The organism is Vibrio hangzhouensis (assembly GCF_900107935.1).
Classification (GTDB): Bacteria; Pseudomonadota; Gammaproteobacteria; order Enterobacterales; family Vibrionaceae; genus Vibrio; species Vibrio hangzhouensis.
The window spans coordinates 1-21,231 of sequence record NZ_FNVG01000030.1 but is presented as its reverse complement, the minus strand read 5'-3'; the positions used below and the strand labels follow the sequence as shown (position 1 = coordinate 21,231).

The 21,231-nt window shown below is 48.9% G+C and carries 20 protein-coding genes and 1 tRNA gene; 13 read left to right on the top strand and 8 right to left on the bottom strand.

The window, feature by feature from the left end:
- Positions 1-67: 67 nt before the first annotated feature.
- The 3 genes from C4S60_RS20505 to C4S60_RS20495 all read left to right on the top strand — a co-directional run bounded on the left by C4S60_RS20505 (position 68) and on the right by C4S60_RS20495 (position 2,841).
- Complete coding sequence (locus C4S60_RS20505) at positions 68-340, top strand: HU family DNA-binding protein (protein ID WP_006075676.1); 273 nt, start codon at positions 68-70, stop codon at positions 338-340.
- Between the two features lie 181 nt (positions 341-521).
- Positions 522-2,381: a peptidylprolyl isomerase gene (ppiD, locus tag C4S60_RS20500; protein ID WP_103882159.1), complete on the top strand. Its 1,860-nt coding sequence runs from the start codon at positions 522-524 to the stop codon at positions 2,379-2,381.
- 163 nt (positions 2,382-2,544) lie between these two features.
- Positions 2,545-2,841 carry a ComEA family DNA-binding protein gene (locus tag C4S60_RS20495; protein WP_425275150.1) on the top strand — a complete coding sequence of 99 codons (297 nt, stop codon included), beginning with the start codon at positions 2,545-2,547 and terminating at the stop codon, positions 2,839-2,841.
- Here C4S60_RS20495 and rrtA read toward each other — a convergent pair.
- Entirely contained in the window at positions 2,824-3,387 is a 564-nt protein-coding gene (rrtA, locus tag C4S60_RS20490) for a rhombosortase (protein ID WP_103882157.1), read from the bottom strand. The two genes, C4S60_RS20495 and rrtA, sit on opposite strands and share 18 nt — an antisense overlap.
- Between rrtA and C4S60_RS20485 the strand changes: the two genes are divergently transcribed.
- Positions 3,386-4,012 (top strand): tRNA-uridine aminocarboxypropyltransferase, encoded by a 627-nt coding sequence (locus C4S60_RS20485; protein ID WP_103882156.1) that lies wholly within the window; start codon positions 3,386-3,388, stop codon positions 4,010-4,012. The genes rrtA and C4S60_RS20485 overlap by 2 nt on opposite strands.
- Here C4S60_RS20485 and C4S60_RS20480 read toward each other — a convergent pair.
- The 3 genes from C4S60_RS20480 to C4S60_RS20470 form a co-directional block, all read right to left on the bottom strand.
- Complete coding sequence (locus C4S60_RS20480; RefSeq protein WP_103882155.1) at positions 4,006-5,337, bottom strand: anti-phage deoxyguanosine triphosphatase; 1,332 nt, start codon at positions 5,335-5,337, stop codon at positions 4,006-4,008. The genes C4S60_RS20485 and C4S60_RS20480 overlap by 7 nt on opposite strands.
- Positions 5,338-5,362: 25 nt before the next feature.
- Entirely contained in the window at positions 5,363-5,947 is a 585-nt protein-coding gene (gene yfbR / locus C4S60_RS20475; protein ID WP_103882154.1) for a 5'-deoxynucleotidase, read from the bottom strand.
- 84 nt (positions 5,948-6,031) lie between these two features.
- Positions 6,032-7,246 carry a pyridoxal phosphate-dependent aminotransferase gene (locus C4S60_RS20470; RefSeq protein WP_103882153.1) on the bottom strand — a complete coding sequence of 405 codons (1,215 nt, stop codon included), beginning with the start codon at positions 7,244-7,246 and terminating at the stop codon, positions 6,032-6,034.
- Between the two features lie 228 nt (positions 7,247-7,474).
- On the opposite strand from C4S60_RS20470, the gene C4S60_RS20465 reads away from it, so the two are divergent.
- The 7 genes from C4S60_RS20465 (at position 7,475) to C4S60_RS20435 (ending at position 15,089) form a co-directional block, all read left to right on the top strand.
- Positions 7,475-8,782, top strand: coding sequence for an isochorismate synthase (locus C4S60_RS20465; RefSeq protein WP_103882180.1), 1,308 nt, complete (start codon positions 7,475-7,477; stop codon positions 8,780-8,782).
- Entirely contained in the window at positions 8,782-10,497 is a 1,716-nt protein-coding gene (gene menD / locus C4S60_RS20460) for a 2-succinyl-5-enolpyruvyl-6-hydroxy-3-cyclohexene-1-carboxylic-acid synthase (protein WP_425275149.1), read from the top strand. Before C4S60_RS20465 ends, menD begins: the two co-directional genes overlap by 1 nt.
- On the top strand, positions 10,487-11,329 hold the full coding sequence (gene menH, locus C4S60_RS20455) for a 2-succinyl-6-hydroxy-2,4-cyclohexadiene-1-carboxylate synthase (RefSeq protein WP_244183158.1): 843 nt from the start codon (positions 10,487-10,489) through the stop codon (positions 11,327-11,329). Before menD ends, menH begins: the two co-directional genes overlap by 11 nt.
- Positions 11,330-11,346: 17 nt before the next feature.
- The gene (gene menB / locus C4S60_RS20450) at positions 11,347-12,213 is read left to right on the top strand and encodes a 1,4-dihydroxy-2-naphthoyl-CoA synthase (RefSeq protein WP_103882151.1); all 867 of its coding nucleotides are present in this window, start codon (positions 11,347-11,349) and stop codon (positions 12,211-12,213) included.
- A 186-nt stretch (positions 12,214-12,399) separates the two neighbouring features.
- Complete coding sequence (gene menC, locus C4S60_RS20445; protein WP_103882150.1) at positions 12,400-13,401, top strand: o-succinylbenzoate synthase; 1,002 nt, start codon at positions 12,400-12,402, stop codon at positions 13,399-13,401.
- 3 nt (positions 13,402-13,404) lie between these two features.
- Complete coding sequence (gene menE, locus C4S60_RS20440; protein WP_103882149.1) at positions 13,405-14,796, top strand: o-succinylbenzoate--CoA ligase; 1,392 nt, start codon at positions 13,405-13,407, stop codon at positions 14,794-14,796.
- 71 nt (positions 14,797-14,867) lie between these two features.
- Positions 14,868-15,089, top strand: coding sequence for a hypothetical protein (locus C4S60_RS20435; protein ID WP_103882148.1), 222 nt, complete (start codon positions 14,868-14,870; stop codon positions 15,087-15,089).
- On the opposite strand, the gene C4S60_RS20430 is transcribed toward C4S60_RS20435, so the two are convergent.
- The 3 genes from C4S60_RS20430 to C4S60_RS20420 all read right to left on the bottom strand — a co-directional run bounded on the left by C4S60_RS20430 (position 15,040) and on the right by C4S60_RS20420 (position 18,574).
- Entirely contained in the window at positions 15,040-15,963 is a 924-nt protein-coding gene (locus C4S60_RS20430; protein ID WP_103882147.1) for a YeiH family protein, read from the bottom strand. The two genes, C4S60_RS20435 and C4S60_RS20430, sit on opposite strands and share 50 nt — an antisense overlap.
- 130 nt (positions 15,964-16,093) lie before the next feature.
- On the bottom strand, positions 16,094-17,968 hold the full coding sequence (locus C4S60_RS20425; protein WP_103882146.1) for an MFS transporter: 1,875 nt from the start codon (positions 17,966-17,968) through the stop codon (positions 16,094-16,096).
- A 15-nt stretch (positions 17,969-17,983) separates the two neighbouring features.
- Positions 17,984-18,574, bottom strand: coding sequence for a TetR/AcrR family transcriptional regulator (locus tag C4S60_RS20420; protein WP_103882145.1), 591 nt, complete (start codon positions 18,572-18,574; stop codon positions 17,984-17,986).
- Positions 18,575-18,836: 262 nt separating this feature from the next.
- On the opposite strand from C4S60_RS20420, the gene C4S60_RS20415 reads away from it, so the two are divergent.
- Together C4S60_RS20415 and C4S60_RS20410 are read left to right on the top strand one after the other, a co-directional pair.
- Positions 18,837-19,724, top strand: coding sequence for a Tim44 domain-containing protein (locus tag C4S60_RS20415; RefSeq protein ID WP_103882144.1), 888 nt, complete (start codon positions 18,837-18,839; stop codon positions 19,722-19,724).
- Positions 19,725-19,857: 133 nt separating this feature from the next.
- A complete protein-coding gene (locus C4S60_RS20410; RefSeq protein WP_103882143.1) occupies positions 19,858-21,030 on the top strand; it encodes a BamA/TamA family outer membrane protein in 1,173 nt (390 codons plus the stop codon).
- 108 nt (positions 21,031-21,138) lie between these two features.
- On the opposite strand, the gene C4S60_RS20405 is transcribed toward C4S60_RS20410, so the two are convergent.
- Positions 21,139-21,223: transfer RNA gene (locus C4S60_RS20405), tRNA-Tyr, on the bottom strand.
- Positions 21,224-21,231 lie beyond the last annotated feature (8 nt).

Here is a 21,231-nt window from a genome sequence, read left to right as displayed (position 1 = left end):
ACTACGAGAATGGAACTAACGTTACCTTTTTAAAAATAACAATTCGGTAACATAAAGGGGAAACACAGTGAACAAAACGCAATTAGTGGAAAAAATCGCAGAGAACGCAGATCTATCTAAAGCATCAGCTGGCCGTGCATTAGACGCTTTCATCGAAGCAGTAAGCACGACTCTTGAAGAGGGTGATCAAGTAGCTCTAGTTGGCTTCGGTACATTCAGCGTACGTACTCGTGCAGCACGTACAGGCCGTAACCCAAAAACTGGTGAAGAGATCCAAATCTCTGAAGCTAAAGTTCCTGCATTCAAAGCAGGTAAAGCGCTTAAAGACGCTTGTAACTAATCATTTGTTACGGTTGCTCGCAATTCTTGCATCAACTGGACAAAAATTAAGCTTTCAGAACGCTTAAACGACAAATTACGTCGAACTTTTTTTAAATATGCGCATCTTACTGATGCGCATTTCTTTTTCTGATATTATCCCAAACAGTAGAAACCCTTCCTATCTGGAGAGTAATAAAATTATGATGGAGCGAATTCGCGAAGGCGTGAATAGTATCGCGGTTAAAATTATCCTGGGACTCATTATTCTGTCTTTTGTTTTTGCCGGTGTAGGAAGCTATATCGCTGGCGGCATCGGTAATACCGCTGCGAAAGTGGGTAATGTAGAAATTGGTCGTGGTGAGTTCGAGCAAGCGTATCAAAACGAACGTAACCGCATGCAGTCGCAGCTGGGTGACTACTTCTCGACATTACTGGCAGACCCTAGCTATGTTGCCTCTTTCCGTAAATCAGTTCTGGACCGCATGATTAACGACGTGTTGCTTGAGCAGCATGCCGAGTCGTTGGGTTTGCGCATCAGTGATGACCAAATTCGTCAAATGATCCTCGAAATGCCTCAGTTCCAAAACGAAGGTAGATTTGACCAGGAGATTTATCAGGCAACACTGCGTCGCGCCGGTTTCACTGTTGACAGCTTTGCTGAGTACCTTCGTCGTGACCTGGTTCGTAACCAACTGCTGTCGGCCCTACAAGGCAGTGAGTTTACTCTTCCTAGTGAGATTGAACTGCAAAGCAAACTGCTGACGCAAACTCGCGACATTAGAACGCTGACACTTTCTTTGGCAGAGTTCTCGAAGCAAGCAGAAATCACAGCCGAAGAAATTCAGCAGTACTACGATGAGAACCCTGCACAGTTTACTCGCCCAGAACAAGTGAAAGTAGCCTACATCGAGTTGTCTGCAGAGGCACTAAAAGCTCAGGTTGAAGTCACTGACGCGGATATCGCGCAATACTACGATGAGCACCTGGATAAGTACTCTACATCAGAGCAACGTCAAGTTAGCCATATTCTGGTTCAAGGTGATGATGAAGCAAAAGCTCAGGCGATTCTTGATGAGTTAAACGCAGGAGCAGACTTTGCGACGGTAGCGGAAGAGAAATCTGAAGATATCGGCAGCGCTGAGGAAGGCGGTTCTCTGGGCTGGATCGAACGTGATGTGATGGATCCTGCATTTGAAGAAGCGGCCTTTGCTCTGAAGAATGTGGGTGAGCGCACCGGTCTGGTGAAATCAGACTTTGGTTACCACATCATTAAACTTGACGCTATCAAAGCATCTGAGTCTAAGCCTTTAGCTGAAGTGAAAGATGAGATCATCGCTGAGCTGAAAGACCAGGTCGCAGTAGATGAATTCTACAGTCTACAAAATGAGCTGGAGAAAGTGGCGTTTGAATACCCAGATTCGCTGGATGATGCCGCTAAAGCTGTAAGCCAGAAAGTCGTGACAACAGACTTTATTTCTCAGATGGATGCTCCAGAAATTCTTAGATCACCTGCAGTGATGGAAGCGCTGCTTTCTCCTGAAGTGAAAGAAGATGGCCTGAACTCAGAAGTGATGGAAGTAGCGCCAGAGCACATCATCGTCGTCCGTGTTGATGATGTACGTGCGCAAACGGTACTGCCACTTGAAGATGTAAAAGAGCGAGTAGAAACTCAGCTTGCTAAAGTGAAAGGTGAGCAAGCAGCGATGGAGCTGGGTGTTCAGCTTGTCAATGAACTAAAAGAAGGCAAACAGGACGCGATGAATGCGAACGGTTTGAGCTTCGGCGAGCTTGAGTCCATTGATCGCAGTTCTGCACTGGCTGGTACAGTGTTTGCTATGAGTAAGCCTGAAGACGGTGCTGCTAATTTCGCACAGACGAAGGATATGGAAGGCAACATCGTAGTTGTTGAGCTAAGCAAAGTAGCGTCTGAGTACAATGCCGCTTATAACGAGCAAATCGGTGCACAGATGGAGCGCGAGGCGTCTCAACAAGATTTGACTTCAGTGTTAGCCATCTTGCGTACAAACACCGACATTGAGTATTTTCTTGATGCTCAATAAGGGCTAGCACAGTGAGCCAATGACTTTGTCATGATTGGCTGTAATTGATATGCTACTAAAAACGGACCGCCTTTGCGGTCCGTTTTGTTTTTTCTAACTCAGTCTTTTCTCGTGTCCCGTTTCCGGTATGTTGGAAATCTCTGTCCATCACATGCAAGGAACTATGATGAAAAAACTATGGTCACTGGGGCTATTAATGCTATGTGCACTTTTGCCTGCTGCCATGACGCAAGCGGCTGATGCTAATAAACTGGAAGGTATTGAAATTACAGTTAACATCAATCAGGCGGATCCGGAAGAACTGGCCGAACTGCTCAAAGGTGTCGGAATGGAAAAAGCCAAAGACATCGTCGAGTATCGGGATAAACACGGCGAGTTTAAGTCTATTGATGAGCTGACTCAGGTAAAGGGTATTGGCAGTGCAACGGTTGAGAAAAACCGGTCACGAATTGTGTTGTAAATGATGATTACGCACATAGTGCAGTAATGCCATTAACAGGCCTACGACCATTCCAACGGCGTGGGCTTGTGTGGCAACAGAGGCCTCGATGAGTTGTGATGTAGCCTCTGACGCTCCGTAGACGCCCTCCCATGCGACTTTCCCGACAACGCCTGCCACTAACAGCCAACTGGATTTTCTTCCCTCTAGCGCTTCGCTAAGTGCCCAATATGCAAATACGGCATGCAATACCCCTGAGAGCCCAAGGTAGTGGGTGATGTTGGTAAGTAGCAGGGCGAGACCGATGAAGGTTGCGCTTACACCAATTACCCATAATGTCGAGCGAACAGCTGGACGGAATAGGTAACAGATCACCCACAGTCCCGCCAGATTCATCGCCATATGAGCGAGGTTGGTATGGGAGAAATTTCCTGTTACTATCCGCCACCATTGACCCGAATAGATCGCCAATTTATCCCATTCGACTATGGTTTGAAGTACTGGCAATTGCAGTAATGTGCAAAGCAAAGAAAACAGCGTTAGCCTTATGACGAAAGAAGTATCCATGTCTCGATATTGTCCAAAATGCCTGAAAGCGAAGCCGGCATGTGTTTGTCAGTGGATTCAGCCTGTTCACTGTGACACACAATTGATCATATTGCAGCACCCCAGTGAAGAAAACAAACCTCTGGGTACCGCTCGTATTCTCTCTCTGTCCTTACCCAACAGCCATTTGTTTCTCGGGGAAAACTTTACCCACCATGATGAACTAAACGGCATGTTGCAAGATGAGCGTTACCATACGGTCATACTCTATCCTGGTGAGGAAGCAAGAGAGGTTACCGAAGTGCGGCAGGCTCAGGGCGATAAGGCGCTAAGGGTGATTCTGTTGGATGGCACCTGGAAGAAAGCCTTCAAGATGTGGAAGTTATCCAAAAACTTACATGCCTTAGCGCTAGTCCGGTTGCCTCTGGATATACAGGGGGATTACCGTATCCGTAAGGCGCCGTCTGCAAACGCGCTTTCGACGGTAGAAGCCGGTTATCACCTTTTGACGTTGAGTGAACCTGACGTTGAGTTTGAAGCCTTGTTGACGGCCTTCAATCAGATGATTGAGTTTCAAATACAGCAGATGCCGCCGGGCGTGTTTGAGCGTAATTATGGAGCCAAGTCAGCCGACAACGATCAGTAGCCCGAATGGGCGGCAAATAACTGCTGATGCATTTTTTGCGCGTAACCATCAGTCATCGCAGAGACATAATCGGCAATAACCCGCATGCCATTATCTTGTTGACCGCTGGCGGTCTGCCATAACTTTCGTGTCGACTCAGGCAACAGACGCTCAGGGTCGGCACTGAATGCCTCAAATAGATCCATGATGATTTGCTGCCCTTTGTACTCAAAAATCTGCACTCTGGGCACCTGGATCACATAGTCACTGACAAAACGCTTTAAGATCTTGAGCACGGCTGCCATGTCTTTATCCAGATAGGCATTGTAGTGGAGCAAAGGACTGTCAAACTGACTATCCGGTACCGCTTTGACTTCGATACTGGTCAGTAGCGCATTCACTATGCCTCCGATGGCGTCTTTTCGCTCATAATGCTTACCTGAGAACAACAATTGAGTAATTGAATCTATGTGCTCGGAGAGCCAGGTATCCGTTTGCTGTTTCAATTGTGTGGCGGCGCTGGCCTGCCACATATCTTTATCGACCAGTTCGAGAACAATCGCATCCTCCAGGTCATGGACACCGTAGGCGATGTCATCGGCCAGTTCCATGATCGAACAATCAAGAGACTTGAAGCGGGTTTTATTGTGCTCAAGTGGTTGGCGCTGGGTATTACGCATGGTCTGCAGTGCCTGTTTATCATGAGATGACAGTGCAGCCAGCACCCAGTCAAACTGAGGCAAATCTTTGTCGTAAACCCCTTTGGCCGGAGTCCAGTCTTTGGCTTTCAACTGTCGTTGACTGGCAACCGGGTGTGGTTGCTTTTCGGCACGAGTCTGGCTGATGGGAGCGGGATATTTTAGCAGCCCGAGCAGACTACGCCGGGTTAAGTTCATGCCGTGATGCTCGGTATAGGGTTCGAGTTGAGTGACAATACGAAACGTTTGAGCATTGCCTTCAAACCCACCATATTCACGCATCATGTAGTTAAGCGCAATTTCACCACCATGTCCGTAGGGAGGGTGACCAATATCGTGAGCCAGGCAGAGCGCTTCAATCAGAGCATCCGAGGGAAGCAGATCGTAAAGTTCTGGCTGTTTTTGTTTGAGTTGCGCGGCTATGCCAGAGCCGATTTGTGCCGCTTCGAGAGAGTGAGTCAGTCGGGTTCGGTGAAAGTCGTTCACACCGGTTCCGTGAACCTGAGTTTTAGCCTGCAGGCGGCGAAATGCGGCGGAATGGAGGATTCTCGCCCGATCCCTTTGAAAAGGGTCACGGTGATCGTTGCGTCTCAGTTTGTGTTCATCACTGTGTCGGGCCTGCCAAACCTGCATCGACTCTAACTGCATAGCGACTCCTTATTCTGGTCACAGATTAACTGATTTCATCGAGAGAAAGCTCAAAACTCGGCGCAAAGGTGTGGAGGAAGTACTCCATCTCCGGTGTCTGTTTCTCGTGCAGAGTTTGGTCTAAGCGCTTTTTCGCCAGAGCGAACTCATGGTTTCCGGCACTCAGTTCTTCCAGACATTTCAGGTAAGCACAAATGGAATCGGCTTGTTTTACGATTTCAGTGTCTTCCTGGTAAGCGCACTCTGAAATCAGAAAAGGCTTGAAGTCTTCCTGAAATTCTTCCGGTACCATCGACAGCAGTTTACGTTCTGCGGCCGCTTCAATCTTTTTATACTCTTTGGCAATGTAAGGGTTGTAATACTTAACCGGGGTAGGGAGATCGCCGGTGAGCACTTCACTGGTGTCATGGTACATGGCCAGAATGGCGATGCGTTCGGGGTTGGCGTTGCCGCCAAACTTTTTGTTCTTGATGATCGCCAGAGCGTGGGCAACGAAGGCCACCTGAAGGCTGTGCTCTGAGATGTTCTCGGTGGAGACTGAGCGCATCAGTGGCCAGCGCTGAATCAGTTTCATCCGAGCAAGGTGTGCAAAGAAGTGACTTTCTTTCATACTGCTTAATCCCTTAATTCGAGCGCCGGGCCTGCTTACCCGGCGCTTATTAAGAATAGGCTTAACTACAGTAATATGAAAGAGTTACTGACTATATGTTGATAAGAACTTTTCAAAGCGGCCGATGGCCATTTCCAAATCTTCAACGTGAGGCAGGGTTACAATTCGGAAGTGATCCGGTTTTGGCCAGTTGAATCCGGTGCCCTGAACCAATAACACTTTTTCCTGTTTGAGAAAGTCGAGCACCATTCGCTGATCGTCTTTGATGTTGTACATCTTAGTGTCAATCTTAGGGAACAGATACATAGCCCCCTTTGGCTTAACACAGGAAATTCCCGGGATCTGGGTAATCAGTTCGTAAGCTTTGTCCCTTTGCTCTAGCAGTCGACCACCAGGAAGGATCAGCTCGTTGATACTCTGATAACCACCCAGAGCGGTTTGAATCGCATGCTGCATCGGGACGTTGGCGCATAGTCGCATTGAGGCCAACATTTCCAAACCCGCGATATAGCCTTGCGCGTACTCTTTGGGGCCGGTCATAAACATCCAGCCACCGCGGAACCCACACACGCGGTATGACTTTGATAGTCCGTTGAAGGTAACGACCAGGACATCTTCAGTCAGAGTCGCCACAGAAGTGTGCGTTGCTCCATCATAGAGAACCTTGTCGTAAATCTCGTCCGCGAAGATGATCAGCTTGTGCTGACGGGCAATCTCGATCACTTCGAGCAGGAAGTCTCGACTGTACACCGCGCCTGTTGGGTTATTCGGGTTGATAAGCACAATGCCCCGCGTTTTTGGGGTGATCTTTTTCTTGATATCATCCAGATCCGGATACCAGTCTGCTTGCTCATCACACAGGTAGTGTACCGGTTTACCGCCAGACAATGACACCGCTGCTGTCCAAAGTGGATAATCAGGAGCGGGAACTAACATTTCATCGCCGTTGTTTAACAAGGCTTGCATCGCCATTACAATGAGCTCAGACACACCATTGCCTACGTAGACATCTTCCACATCCAGGCTACGAATGCCTTTACGTTGATAATGTTGAACCACGGCTTTACGTGCGGAGTATATTCCTTTGGAATCACAATAACCTTGAGATGTGGGCAGATTCCTGATGACATCGACTAAAATTTCATCAGGAGCGTCAAAGCCAAACGGGGCGGGATTACCAATATTGAGTTTCAGTATTTTATGCCCCTCTTCCTCCATGCGCTTAGCATGTTTGAGCACAGGTCCCCTAATGTCGTAGCAGACATTATCGAGTTTTGACGACATCTCGATATTTTTCATTGTATTATTCCTAAGAATGCAAATATTTCTTTACTAAATTACACCAAATTGGCTTTTGAAAGAATAAAAATCTGAAGAAAGTCAAAAATTAAGTGGCGATATGAGTATGGTGGCAACGGCACACATAACTTAGCTATCAATTTAAGCTCGTGTTGCTTGATCTATGTAGTGGGTACCAATAGAGTATCTCGTGTATATAAGAATAAAAGTTACAGTTTTGAGGTTGATTTGTCTCATTTAACAAAAGCGATTACCCAGCTTCTTGAACAGCTAGAGCGTGTGCCGCAAGGTACCAAGCGACTAGAGCAGGATCTACATGGTGCACCCAAAACCCATTGTATTGACTGGCTGGACTCGCAACCTCATTTTCCAAAATTCTATTGGCAATCGAGGGATACGCGTGAAGAAGTTGTGGCGCTTGGTCAGTTGCATACGTTTTCTGAGCCGGCACCGGCTTACACTATCTTAGGCGATCGTCAACGAATCTGGGGTGGCCGCTCGTTTGATGGCCATTCCGATAAAAACCGGCGCTGTATGTCGGCGTTCTTTTTCCTGCCGCAAATTGAGTTGATTCGATACGATTCAGGCTGGCGTCTGGCAGTAAACATCGGTATGAGTGTCGATGTGACCATCAAAGCGTTGAAGCAATTGGTAGTGGACACAACAGAATTGCCGCCGTTATCGACCGCCATTTTATCGCTTGATCACACACCCGATAAAGCGCAATGGAGTCATCTGGTCGAAGATGTGCTCACCGGCATTGAACAGAACAAGTTTAAGAAAGTGGTGCTGGCGCGAAAAACGGCCATCGACCTCAAGCATTCCATTTCTCCTGCTCAATTGCTGAAGGCCAGTTATCGTGAAAATCATCATAGTTTTCACTTCTTAATGGCGTTGTCGCCAAGCTTGGCTTTTGTCGGCTCGACACCTGAGCGACTCTATCGCAGAGTGGGACAAGAGTTGGAAACCGAGGCTCTGGCAGGAACTATCGGGCGCGGTTCCAACGCCGCTCAGGACATGGAGTTGGCCAACTGGCTGACTCAGGATAAGAAAAACATCAATGAAAATCAGTATGTGGTGGATGATATTTTACAAAGTCTGATGCCACATTCAGAGCAGGTGCATCTGGAAAGTGAACTGCGCCTGGTCCGACTGAGAAAAGTCCAGCACCTGAAGAAAAATATCATGGCGCAACTGAAGAAGGGTGTGAACGGGGTGCAACTGTTGCAAGCCCTGCAACCTACGGCTGCCGTAGCGGGGCTCCCCCGTGCCGAGGCGCTGGAATACATTCAGGCCAATGAACCCTTCGCCAGAGGTTGGTATGCAGGATCTGTTGGTTATTTGAGTCATGATCGCGCCGAATTCTGCGTGGCTATACGCAGTGCACTATTGCTCAAAGATGAGCTGCAGCTGTTCGCTGGCGCAGGTATTGTGCCCGGCTCGATTGCAGAGCATGAATGGCAGGAGCTGGATAAGAAAATGTCGACGCTGCTGAGCCTGATCGCGGAACAACCTTCTTTTGGTGTGGCGTCATAATGTCAAACCAAGCCGCACTAAATCGAGTCTGGACTGAAACACTGATAGAAGAACTCTATCGTCAGGGAGTACGTCATGTTTGTATTGCCCCTGGCTCACGTTCGACTCCACTTACTCTTGAAGCTGTCGCTCACCCTGCGTTGACGATACATACTCATTTTGATGAACGAGGCCTGGGGTTTTTAGCTCTGGGACTGGCAAAATCTTCCGACTCTGCGGTGGCGGTAATTGTGACATCGGGAACGGCCGTCGCAAATTTGTTGCCAGCGGTGGCCGAAACGGCCTTAACCAAAGAGAAGCTGATCCTGCTAACCTCAGATCGCCCAGTCGAGCTGGTGGGTTGCGGAGCAAATCAGGCCATAGCTCAGAATGGTCTCTTTTCGCAGCACGTGACGCAGACGGTGAATTTACCTTCGCCTACCACGCAAATTCCGCTCAGTTGGTTGCTGACCACCATCGATCAGGCGTTTGCCCATTGCAGACAAAGTGGCGGGGCCATTCATGTTAATTGCCCGTTTCCAGAACCACTTTATGGTGGTGAAGATAAATCGCCGTATGCCGAGTATCTGCGCTCTGTTGCCGACTGGCAGCAAAGTCAGTCCGTATACGTCAATCACTACCTTCAGGCTGACGCTGACTATCAATCTATGATTGATTCTCTGGCGCTGGGAGAGAAAAAAGGGGTCATTGTGGTCGGCAATACAAACCTTACTGTCGCTCAGCGGGCAAAGGCATTAGCCGAGAAGCTGGGCTGGCCCGTCTTGCTCGATCCACAAACGGGATTGGGTGGTGACTGGCAGCACTACGATATCTGGCTTCAAAACTCTATTGCGTCGGATACTCTGTCGCAAGCTAACTTTGTCTTACAGGTTGAAGCCAGACTGGTATCGAAACGGTTGAATGCCTGGTTGAAAAAACAGGTGAGTCCAAATTGTCGCTACCTGTTGCTCACCGAACAACTTGAACGGCTGAACCCTGATCACCTGTCGCTGACTCACTGTCAGGTTAAGGTAGAGCGATGGTTGCAGCAAGCACTGGCGGCAAAAGCCATTAGTCAACATGATGGCTGGGGCAATGCACTCACTCAGTGGTCTCAGAAAGTCATCGACTGTTTACCGCAGCGAGACTGCCTCTCAGAATTTGATATTGCCCAAACCCTAAACGAGTTGCCTGCTGACACCAATCTATTTCTGGGTAACAGTTTGATTGTGCGTTTGGCCGACATGATCTCCAATGCCAGCGGCATGAACACTTTCAGCAATCGTGGTGCCTCCGGTATTGATGGGCTGGTGGCGACGGCAAGTGGCGTTCAGCGTGGTAACCAGCGCTCAACGGTGTTATATCTCGGTGACACTTCGCTTCTTTACGATCTCAATTCTCTGGCGCTGTTCACCCATACCCAGGCGCCGTGTGTCATTGTGGTGGCCAATAACGATGGCGGTGCCATTTTCGATATGTTGCCGGTGCCTCAGCAGCAAAAACAGCAGTGCTATCAAATGCCTCACGGTTATCATTTTGAACACGCCGCAGCGCAGTTTGGGCTGCATTATGTGAACCCGGAGACGGCAGAGCAGCTGCAATCTCAGTTGTCAGCACATCTGAAGGCAGGTAAGGGGACCTTGCTCATCGAGGTGAGAACGCCTGCGCAAGACGTCACGACCATGATTCGACAACTGGGTAGTGCGATAACTGCCGTTACTCTCGATGCTGAATAGTCATTATCAGCCCGCGATGGATTCCGAGGAGGCATCCCCGTCTCTTTTGGTGTTTGTTCACGGTTTTCTGGGAGCGGCAGACGACTGGCAGCCCCTCCAGCCTTACCTGAAAAACCGGAATCAGTTATACGTAGAATTGCCCGGCCATGGAGCCAGTAAAGCGATCCGAAGCACAAGTTTTGCTTCTAGCTGCAGATTGATCCACACGACAATATTAGATTGTATTAATATTCAAGGCTTGCGCCCGGATACCCCAGTTTGCTTTGTCGGATATTCACTAGGTGCCCGGTTATTGATGTACTTTTTGACGGAATACACCAGCATTCAGAGTGGACTGCCTCGATTAAATGGTCAGGGCTTGATCATAGAAGGGGGCAATTTTGGTTTACAGCGCCAGAAGGATAGGGAACTGAGGTTGGAGAGTGACCGTCGTTGGGCCAAACGTTTCAACTCGGAGCCTATTGTTGACGTTTTGGGCGATTGGTACCGTCAACCGGTATTTTCTTCGTTAAACCATGAGCAAAGACAACTTTTGATAGCAAAGCGCAGTGTTAACCTAGGTTGCGCGCTCAGCGATATGCTCATGGCGACGTCCTTGGGGCATCAGCCTTATTTGTTGCCCGAGGTGAGTGCATTGCGGTTTCCCGCTGGCAATCTTCCGCTCTATATCAGCGGCGAGCACGACACTAAATTTACCAAGCTTGCTCAATCGAGTGGCCTTAATCATAAGGTGGTCGAAGGGGCGGGTCACAACGTACATAAAGAGCAACCAGAGGCATACGCTTCTGTATTGCTTACTTATCTAGAACAAACGGGTGGCAACACCCGATAGAACAATTGGAATAGATCATGGCAAAAACGGTTGGATTAACAGAAGAAGAACTCTACGCAGCAGTGAATTGGACAGATGTCACTGGTGAGTTTGAAGAGATCACATATCACAAGTCTGACGATGGTATTGCGAAAATTACCATCGCACGCCCACAGGTTCACAACGCGTTTACGCCGAGAACGGTCAATGAAATGATCAAGGCTCTGGCCGATGCACGCTACGACGAAGGTGTTGGTGTGATTATCCTTACCGGCTTGGGTGAAAAAGCCTTCTGCTCTGGTGGTGACCAAAGCGTGCGCGGTGATTATGGCGGTTATCAGGATGACTCTGGTACTCACCACCTGAATGTACTGGACTTCCAGCGCCAGATCCGTACTTGTCCTAAGCCCGTTATTGCATCTGTTGCCGGTTGGGCTGTTGGTGGTGGTCATGTACTGCACATGATGTGTGACCTGACGATTGCCGCAGAGAATGCTCAGTTTGGCCAAACAGGTCCTAAAGTGGGGTCGTTTGATGGTGGCTGGGGTGCGTCATACATGGCTCGTATCGTTGGTCAAAAGAAAGCCCGTGAAATCTGGTTCCTATGCCGATTCTACGATGCGCAAGAGGCCCTTGATATGGGGCTGGTCAATACCGTGGTACCTCTTGAAGATCTGGAGAAAGAGACGGTACGTTGGTGTCGTGAAGTGTTGCAGCACAGTCCTATGGCGCTGCGTTGTCTTAAAGCTGCTTTGAATGCTGACTGTGATGGTCAGGCAGGTCTGCAGGAACTGGCTGGCAATGCGACGATGATGTTCTACATGACTGACGAAGGTCAGGAAGGCCGCAACGCTTTCAATGAAAAACGCCGTCCGGACTTCAACAAGTTCCCAAGAAACCCTTAAGCTGCAACTCTCTGAACTTTTTTGTTCAGAGAGTGGTAAGCGCTAGGCCACATTTCGATACATTTGTCTCATTTTGTGTTGGAACTCTTGCTTGAAAGCGTGGCCTAACTACGGTGTATTCAACGTTGCCAATCTCAATTCGTTGTATCGTGGCAACGTGGACTTCTTATGAAGCGGGACTCTACAATGAGAAAAGCAAAACTCTACCGCTACAGTCTGCCGATGGACAGTGGTGTTATCCTCAGAGAGCAAAAGCTCAGCCAGCGCGACGGCTGGATCATTGAACTCACGGAAAACGGAAACAAAGCATTAGGCGAAATCTCGCCATTACCTGGTTTCAGTACCGAAACGCTTGAACAAGCGGGTATTGAAGCTCAGAGCCAGCTAGAACAATGGGTACATGGACAATCCATCGACCTCGATACTTGTTCACCGTCAGTGGCGTTCGGAATTTCTGCCGCACTGATGGAACTCACTCACTCCTTGCCACAGGAAGGAAATTATCGAGCAGCCCCTCTTTGCAGCGGTGATCCGGATGAGCTCATCCCAATCCTAAATAATATGCAAGGCAAAAAAGTGGCTAAGGTCAAAGTGGGGCTTTATGAAGCGATTCGTGATGGCATGTTGGTGAGCCTGTTTCTGGAATCTATCCCGGATCTGACGTTGAGACTCGACGCCAATCGGGCATGGACTTTGGACAAAGCTAAACAGTTTGCTAAATACATATCACCTTCACTCAGACAGCGTATTGCCTTCATCGAAGAGCCTTGCCAATCTCCCGGTGACAGCGTGTCATTTGCCATTGATACCGGGATAGCGATTGCCTGGGATGAAACCCTTCAGGCAGCCATCAAAGAACCAGACTTTGCGGTGAAAGAGTTAACTGGTGTAAAAGCACTGATTATCAAACCGACGCTGGTCGGCAGCTTCGAAAAATGCATTCGACTTATTGAAGAGGCTAAGAGTCAGGCGATTCAGGTGATCATCAGTTCCAGTTTAGAAACCAGTATTGGTCTTGGGCAACTTGCTCGATTTGCCAAGTGGCAGGTGCCAGATGAAACGCCGGGCCTAGATACCATGCAACTCTTTGGTGCTCAACTGGAAACGCCGTGGCCAGGTTGTCTGTTGCCCGTCGAAAGACTGAGCCATCAGACGCTGTATTGGCAGGCTCCTGCCACGGACGTATAACCGGTGACAGACTTTAGGTTATGGGAGCATTGGGCAACCTATGCTCCTGATGATATCGCTCTGGTAACCGCAGAACAGTCTTGGACATGGGCGCAAGTTGTGCACGAGATTGACAGCTTGCAATCTACGCTGCAATGCTCGGGACTGACTCCCGGTCAGGTGATTTGCCTCATGGGCAGAGCCGAGCGCAAGTTAGTCTTTGCTTACTTAGCCTGCCTTTCTTTTGGTCTGAGACCTGCCATTATCGCTGAACAGCCAGAGCAACAGTTGGCCATCAAGCTAGCTGCACTGTATTTGCCTGACGAGAACGCCTGGCTCTGGGATTGCCGGGATGCCAGCGTTCATAGACTCGATTCAGGCCCAGTCTCATTAGCACGAGGTCGTGCACTGACTCTCCCTGCCCCTTCAAAGGTAGAAAACATCGCATCGATCATCTTTACGTCTGGTTCAACGGGTCACCCTAAAGCGGTGGTTCACAGTGCTGCTCAGCATTTAGCATCGGCACACGGGCTTTTGGAAAAGTTCCGGTTTGTAAAAGGTGACAGCTGGCTGTTAAGCTTGCCGATGTACCATGTTTCGGGCCTGGCTATTGTCTGGCGCTGGTTAAGTGTTGGGGCCACTCTGACTATTGCCACAGGGGATTTTGCATCAGACATTGCAGGGGTGAGTCACGCTTCTCTGGTTGCCACGCAACTGAAACGCATTGTGGATAATCGTTGGCCGACCGATTTAAAAAGGGTATTGCTTGGCGGTAGCCACATTCCTAGTGCGCTGATTACAAGAGCGCGGGAGCGCAATATTGAAACTTGGCTGGGTTACGGCATGACCGAAACCGCATCGACAGTGACAGCGAAACGGGTGGACGACATTCCTTCTTCAGGCAGAGTTTTACCCGGCCGCAAGGTTAAGTTACAGGGAAGCCATATTTTGGTGGCCGGCGACACACTGGCAAAGGGCTATTACTGGCAAGGTGAACTGAAGCCCATTGTGCTGACTCATGACTGGTTTGATACCAAAGATCTGGGAGAGTGGGTTGGCGAGGAACTGCGTGTCATTGGGCGAGCCGATAACTTGTTCATCTCTGGTGGAGAAAATGTTCACTGTGAAGAGGTTGAAGCTGCGTTAAATGCACTGCCCAATCTTTCTCAGAGTATCGTTGTCGCTGTTGAAGATGAGGAGTTTGGTGCGCGCTGCGTTGCGGTGGTGCAGAGTGATCAGACACCGAAGGTTGCTGAGATGAACCTTGCCCTGACGTCATCGCTGGCGAAGTTCAAATGTCCGGTAGCGTACTTTTTAATACCTGAAAGCCTGAGTCAGTCGGGGATCAAGGTGTCTCGTGCTCAGGTTAAAAAGTGGCTGGCATCCCATCAGTCCAATTATGTAGTTATTTCATAGTCCAAAACTGAATTTTCAATGCTGCTCGGGCTCACCATAATACTCAACAGGGAATTAAGGTGAGTTTCGGAATGAATAAATTACTGGTTATCGCGATCGCACTGCAGCTTGCTCTGGCATTTTCTACAGAAGGCCTTACCAGAGCTCTTGCTGAGCTCACGGCGTTTCTGCTCACACTAGTGCTGTTTTACCAGGTAAAGCAGGGAAAAGAGGTTGGAGCCCAAAAGAGGCGCGTAGCTGACTCTAAGCCAGCAACCAAGCTAGAGAAGTCGACGAGATCAACAACCACATAGTCACACCAAACAGCATCGGTTTACTGCCGGCTTGCTTGAGCTTCTCAATGGAAATGCTGCAGCCAATCAAAAACAGACATACCACCAACAATCTTTTCGACAGTTCAAATACACCTTGATATACCAATTCAAACTGAGGTAAGTAGTCACTTACGAGAATAGCGATGCAGTAAAAAAGGATAAAGTAAGGGATGGTTATCTTATTTTGCTTATTGCTGAAGATGACTGCACTGATGAGTGCCACCGGGATGATCCACAGGGCTCGTGCTAACTTCAGTGTGGTCGCGGTGGTCAGAGCTTCTTCACCATAGGCCGATGCCGCGCCGACAACGGAAGAGGTATCGTGAATCGCAATGGCAGTCCAGGTGCCAAAGGTGTGTTGATCCAGGCTGAGGGCATGGCCAATGACCGGAAATACAAACAGTGCGACGGAGTTGAGGACAAATACCGTGGCCAGGGCGATAGCAATTTTTTCATCATCCGCATTGATAGCGGGCGCCACGGCGGCGATGGCACTGCCACCACATATCGCGGTACCGGAAGAGATCAGGTAACCCGTTTGTTTATCCAGTCCCATACGACGAGCTAAGAACCAGCCAATGACCAGAGTGCCGAGAATGGTCGCAATGATAATACCGATACCTTCGCTCGTGGCTTGCATAGCCTGATCGAGCTGAATGCCGAATCCCAGCCCTACAATAGAATAAGCGAGCAGCTTTTTGGTGAACTTTGCCAGAGGCAGGGATGTAGGCACCAGACTGAATGTGGTCAGCAAAAAGCCCAGAATCAGCGCAACGGGAGACGAAACCCACGGGGTAAGGCACACTAGGATAGCAACAAAAAACAGAGGGTATGCGCGTAACTGGTTAAGCATGAGGGTCCTTTAACAAAAAGGCGAGAACCCATTCTCGCCAGCTACAGGTATTGTATTCACTTATATTGGTCAACAAAACCTAAAATTATTTAACAGGCGTTCAGAAAACCTTAACGTCTGTCGCGGCCTTTTAACGGTAGTCACCGCGAAGTTCCGCCACCTTGTCAAACATGGCCTGACTGGAGGCGTTTTCAGGTGGGACCGGTGTACCTGCTTCAAGCTCCAGTCTAGCTCTGAATCGTGTCGGAAACCCTCTACAGGCACGTCCTTTGTGACGGCTGAAGTAGCTGCCCCACAGCCCCTTAAGCGCCATTGGAATGACAGGAACGGGGGAGCGTTTAAGCACAATATCAATGCCACGCATAAACTCATTCATCTCACCATCGGCGGTTAATCTTCCCTCGGGGAAAATACATACTATTTCACCACGTGACAATGCATGTTCAATATCTCCAAACGCACGTCGAATAGAGCCCTTACGTTTTGCGGAAATGGGTATCACGCCCGCGCGTTTTAGGAAGCGACGAACGGGCCTGAAATTGGCGTAATCTTCCTCCATCACAAAGCGAATCAGGCGTGGGCTTGCGGCACTAAGTACCAGCGCATCCATGTAGCTAACGTGATTGCAGACAATCAGAGCACCGCCCTGTTGCGGCAGGTGGTGCAGGTTTTTATGTGTGATGCGATACATTACATTGGTCATGATCCAGACCAGAAAACGGACCACAAAAATCGGCGCTTGAAGGAAAAGATAGGCGGCCTTCAAAAAGTTAAGAGCAGCCAGTATCAGGAATAGCTCAACGATCGACAGGTTGAGCACAGATAGGCACACAATGCCCAATACCGCGCTACCAACCATAAACAGTGAGTTATAAATGTTGAGTGCTGCAATGACTCGGGCACGTTCAGTTTCTTTAGCTCGTTGCTGCATTAAGGCATACAAAGGCACGATAAACAGCCCGCCAGATGCCCCAAGAGCCAGAAGGTAACCAAACACTGGCCACAATGCTTTATGTGCCAGAAACTCACTGAAAGATTCAAATGGAGGTAGGCTTTCTGGCACGGCTAGCGCCATCAGAGCGCCAAAGACCGTAATCCCGATGCTGCCAATCGGCACAATGCCAATGTCGATACGATTCTTGGACATCTTGTCACACAGCATCGAACCTGCCGCGATACCCACAGAGAACAGAGCCAAAAGAAACGACACAGCGGCTTCGTTACCCATCAGATGAATTTTTGTGAAGTTAGGGAACTGTGTCAGATAAGCCGCGCCCAGGAACCAGAACCAGCTGATGGCCATAATACATTGAAAGACAACGCGATCCTGATGAGCGATTTTAAGGGTTTCTTTGGTTTGCTTGATTGGTTGCCAGCGGAATTTAAGATCCGGTGCTGCCGCTGGTGCCTCTGGGATAGAGCGGCTGGACACATAACCTGCCACTGCAAAGATCACCACGCAGGCGGCGGCGACGATTTTCGCGTTTTCCGCTGAGGCAATAATGCCGGCTCCCAAAGTGCCAAGAAGTATGGCCAAAAAAGTGCCCGTTTCGACCAGCGCGTTGCCAGACAGTAATTCATTGGGCTTTAGTTGTTGAGGCAGCAGAGCATATTTGACCGGGCCAAAGAAAGCAGACTGGGTTCCCATCAGAAATAACAGTAGCAACAAAATGCCGTAGCTTTCGGCGATAAAGCCGATTGCGCCGAGGCACATTATGCCGATTTCCACGATCTTCACTTTACGGATAAACCAGGACTTCTCGTATTTATCTGCCAGAACACCGGCAGAGGCTGAGAATAGGAAAAATGGTAGAATGAACAGACCTGCTGCCAGGTTAATAAATAGGTTGCTCGATACCGGCAGCACTTGTGGACCGGCAAAAGCGACGAATAACAATAAAACGTTCTTGAAAATGTTGTCGTTAAACGCGCCAAAAAACTGAGTAATAAAATAGGGCAGAAAGCGTCTTTGAGACATCAAGGACGCAGATTTGGTGTGCGGCATTACCTTTCCTTTTGATTACCAGCTCTGTAAATACTTCGAGATAAGATCTTTGATCAGCTCGTCACCATCAATGGGCTCTGAGGCAAAAAATTTATCGTCCACACTCAGAAGAGTGATTCCGTGTACACCCGCCCACAGAACACGACTTGCTCGCAAAACTTCCGAGTGCGATTTTTCGGGCTTATAAACCGCCAACAAACTTTCCAGCATGCCAGTCATACCATCAATGCGCTGAGACTGCCATTCTGGCAGCGTGTCGCCATTCATGTTGTGTTCAAATATTAACTGCCATCGATAAGGGTTCTTTTTGGCAAAGTCGTGATAGCATGCTGCCAGACCATACAGCGCTTGCTCAACGTTATCTGCTTCATCGACCACTTGCTTTGCTTCTAGTGACAACTCGTCCAGAGTCCGAGCAACGGTATGCAACAGCAGTAAGTTGTAACTGCCGAAAACGTTCACCAATGTGCTTGGAACGTAGCCGATAAGGGTAGCGATCTTACGAAGGCTAAGGGTGTGATGTGAGTTTTCACTGAGGTACTCTTTTACCGTGCTGAGCGTAAGCTCAACAAGCTCTTCCCTAGTATGATCGTTTCTGCGGGCCATGGTTGCGCATCGTTAATTGAACACAGTTCGTTATTTTAGTGGCGGGATGATTAAGCGTCAACTAATGAAGCCTTGTATTGCCTTTGTTCGACCTCGTATTAAAGGTTGTTACCCACGTTCCGTAACAAACGTGCAATATCCTGAAACAAGTCGGACCGTCATAGCGATTCACTTAATGCTAAGCTCGGTATATGATTCATCCTAGGTTGTAGTCCATGTATCGTGGTACGCCATAGCGTAACAATATAATTAAAGGTCCAGAATGAAACGTTTATTTTCCTTCGTCGCACTGCTTGTACTCGCAGTCGCGGTGAACCCGGTAGCTGAAGCGAAAAAATTCGGCGGCGGTAAATCTTTCGGAAAGAGTTTTAAAACCGCTCCAGCTCCGAAGCAACAACAACAGAATACGAATACCATCAGTCGTCAAGACCAGACAAAAGCTGGCAGCACTAAGAAAGGACTGATGGGAGGCCTGCTTGGTGGTTTGTTAGCCGGTGGTCTGCTTGCGGCGTTCTTTGGTGGCGCGTTTGAAGGCATCAACTTCATGGATATTCTTATCCTGGGTTTGATTGCATTCGTTATTTTCAAGTTTATGCGTGGTATGTTGGGCGCCAAGCAGGGCAGTATGAACCAGCAACGCCAACAGCCAGCCTTTGGTGGTAACAATCCTCGCAGCCAGTTTGACCAGCAACAATCAAACTTTCAGAGCTTCGAGCAGCCACAACCGGGTGCGACGGCGGGCGGTTTTGGTTCAGCCGGTCATAGCGACGTTCCTCACAACTATCCACCAGGTTTTGATCAGGCCGCTTTTGTTAACGGCGCGCGCGAGCATTATCGTATCCTTCAGGGAGCCTGGAACCATAATGAACTTCATACAATTGAAGAGTATGTATCACCAAGCCTGCTGCAGGATCTGATCACAGAACGTGCAAAACTGGAAGGAGAACAACATACCGACGTCATGTATGTGGATGCTGAGATTGTTCGCGCGGACTATGACGCCAATAAGGCACAGTTAAGTCTGCAATTCTCGGGTCGTTATCGCGATGCAATCGAAAACATCGAAGAAGACATCGAGGACATCTGGCACCTGGAACGCGATCTGACGGTCGCTAACGCACCATGGCTAATCGTAGGGATTCAGGGTTAATCCTTGAACCAGATGACAAAAAACGCAGCTTAGTTAAGCTGCGTTTTTTTACATTGGTGATGAATAATTCACAATAAACTATCGTTTTTACTTTATAATCTCTTCCCACATTTTCGCTGTTAACTATCACACAATGCGACACCAACTGACTCACATCGCCCTTATTGCTGCCGCCGCTCTCTCGGCTGCCTCGCCACTTCATGCCAAGGAAGACATCGTCCCTCTGTTTGAAGCAACGTCTAATTCCACTACAGAAACACTGGACAACGTGCTCGGTGTTTTTGGTGCCGAGCAAGCCTATGAACCTGAAAAAGGTCTCAACTCCAGTTACATACCAGCGGTGTTCTACACGCCAGAGCAGGGCCTGGGTGTGGGATTATTGTATGTAGGTCTGTATGGCGACCTTGAGGAGGGCGCCGGGCAACCTTCATCTATGGTGGTTAATCCTTACATCTCAACCAATGGTTCGATAGGAATCACATTCAGCAATAAACATTTTTACAACGCTGGTGACAACCGTGTGTTTACTGATGTGAAGTTGTTTGATGATGCTGCAGTCTATTACGGTAGAGGTTATGCCAACGGCCAGCAAGATGACAATAAGGTCAATTTTAAAGAACAGGTGCTGGATATTAAGCCGACGTGGTTAACCCGGGTTAAAGGAGATTACTTTGTTGGTGTGGGTGGTAACGTTAAATCGGTGCGTCCCCATGACAAAGAGTTTGAAGATCCGAGTGCGGAGCCTCTGGCTTCGGAGCTGACCGATAATACCAGTTACGGTGTGTTCCTTTCTAATGTTTACGATACCCGTGATAACGTCACTAACGCTTCGAAAGGGACGTTGCTGCAAGCCGATCTTGGCTTTTACCACGACGCTACTCACTCTGAAAACTTTGGTAAGTACTCGCTTAAGGCGTCTCAATACCACGCACTGGCACCCGTACCTGGGCTATTGGCCTGGCAAGTTCAGGCGAATCTGACGTCGGGTAACGTGCCCTGGAATCAATTACCGGATTTAGGTGGCGCCGATGCGATGCGTGGTTATATTCTGGGTCGTTACCGTGACAATCAAATGATGATGGGTCAGGTGGAATACCGTTTGCCAGTCTACTGGCGTGTCGGAGTGGTGTTCTGGGGGGCGGCGGGAACGGTCGCAGAAGATGTGTCTGGGTTATGGGATAAGACGCTGGCCAGTGCCGGAACAGGACTGCGGTTAAAGATTAAAGACAAAGTTAATGTACGCGCCGATATCGGGTATGGCGAACATGGCGGGACTTTCTACTTTCATGTAAATGAAGTGTTTTAACCGACCTTCTGCCGATGCACACATCGGCAGCTTTGATGGCTCGAAGTTTGATGACACCGTGTTTCAGATACAAAAAAGCCGACTCAAGTGAGTCGGCTTTCTGTTGTATGGTGGAGGGGGACGGATTCGAACCATCGAAGGCAGTGCCGTCAGATTTACAGTCTGATCCCTTTGGCCACTCGGGAACCCCTCCAGGGTTTT

Coding starts and splice junctions, on each gene's coding strand:
- ppiD (WP_103882159.1), top strand. CDS start 522: ATGATGGAGCGAATTCGCGAAGGCGTGAATAGTATCGCGGTTAAAATT.
- C4S60_RS20425 (WP_103882146.1), bottom strand. CDS start 17,968: ATGCCGCACACCAAATCTGCGTCCTTGATGTCTCAAAGACGCTTTCTG.
- menB (WP_103882151.1), top strand. CDS start 11,347: ATGGCAAAAACGGTTGGATTAACAGAAGAAGAACTCTACGCAGCAGTG.
- menH (WP_244183158.1), top strand. CDS start 10,487: ATGCTGAATAGTCATTATCAGCCCGCGATGGATTCCGAGGAGGCATCC.
- C4S60_RS20420 (WP_103882145.1), bottom strand. CDS start 18,574: ATGGCCCGCAGAAACGATCATACTAGGGAAGAGCTTGTTGAGCTTACG.
- menD (WP_425275149.1), top strand. CDS start 8,782: ATGTCAAACCAAGCCGCACTAAATCGAGTCTGGACTGAAACACTGATA.
- C4S60_RS20480 (WP_103882155.1), bottom strand. CDS start 5,337: ATGCAGTTAGAGTCGATGCAGGTTTGGCAGGCCCGACACAGTGATGAA.
- menC (WP_103882150.1), top strand. CDS start 12,400: ATGAGAAAAGCAAAACTCTACCGCTACAGTCTGCCGATGGACAGTGGT.
- rrtA (WP_103882157.1), bottom strand. CDS start 3,387: ATGGATACTTCTTTCGTCATAAGGCTAACGCTGTTTTCTTTGCTTTGC.
- C4S60_RS20410 (WP_103882143.1), top strand. CDS start 19,858: ATGCGACACCAACTGACTCACATCGCCCTTATTGCTGCCGCCGCTCTC.
- C4S60_RS20435 (WP_103882148.1), top strand. CDS start 14,868: ATGAATAAATTACTGGTTATCGCGATCGCACTGCAGCTTGCTCTGGCA.
- C4S60_RS20470 (WP_103882153.1), bottom strand. CDS start 7,246: ATGAAAAATATCGAGATGTCGTCAAAACTCGATAATGTCTGCTACGAC.
- yfbR (WP_103882154.1), bottom strand. CDS start 5,947: ATGAAAGAAAGTCACTTCTTTGCACACCTTGCTCGGATGAAACTGATT.
- C4S60_RS20495 (WP_425275150.1), top strand. CDS start 2,545: ATGATGAAAAAACTATGGTCACTGGGGCTATTAATGCTATGTGCACTT.
- C4S60_RS20485 (WP_103882156.1), top strand. CDS start 3,386: ATGTCTCGATATTGTCCAAAATGCCTGAAAGCGAAGCCGGCATGTGTT.
- C4S60_RS20430 (WP_103882147.1), bottom strand. CDS start 15,963: ATGCTTAACCAGTTACGCGCATACCCTCTGTTTTTTGTTGCTATCCTA.
- C4S60_RS20415 (WP_103882144.1), top strand. CDS start 18,837: ATGAAACGTTTATTTTCCTTCGTCGCACTGCTTGTACTCGCAGTCGCG.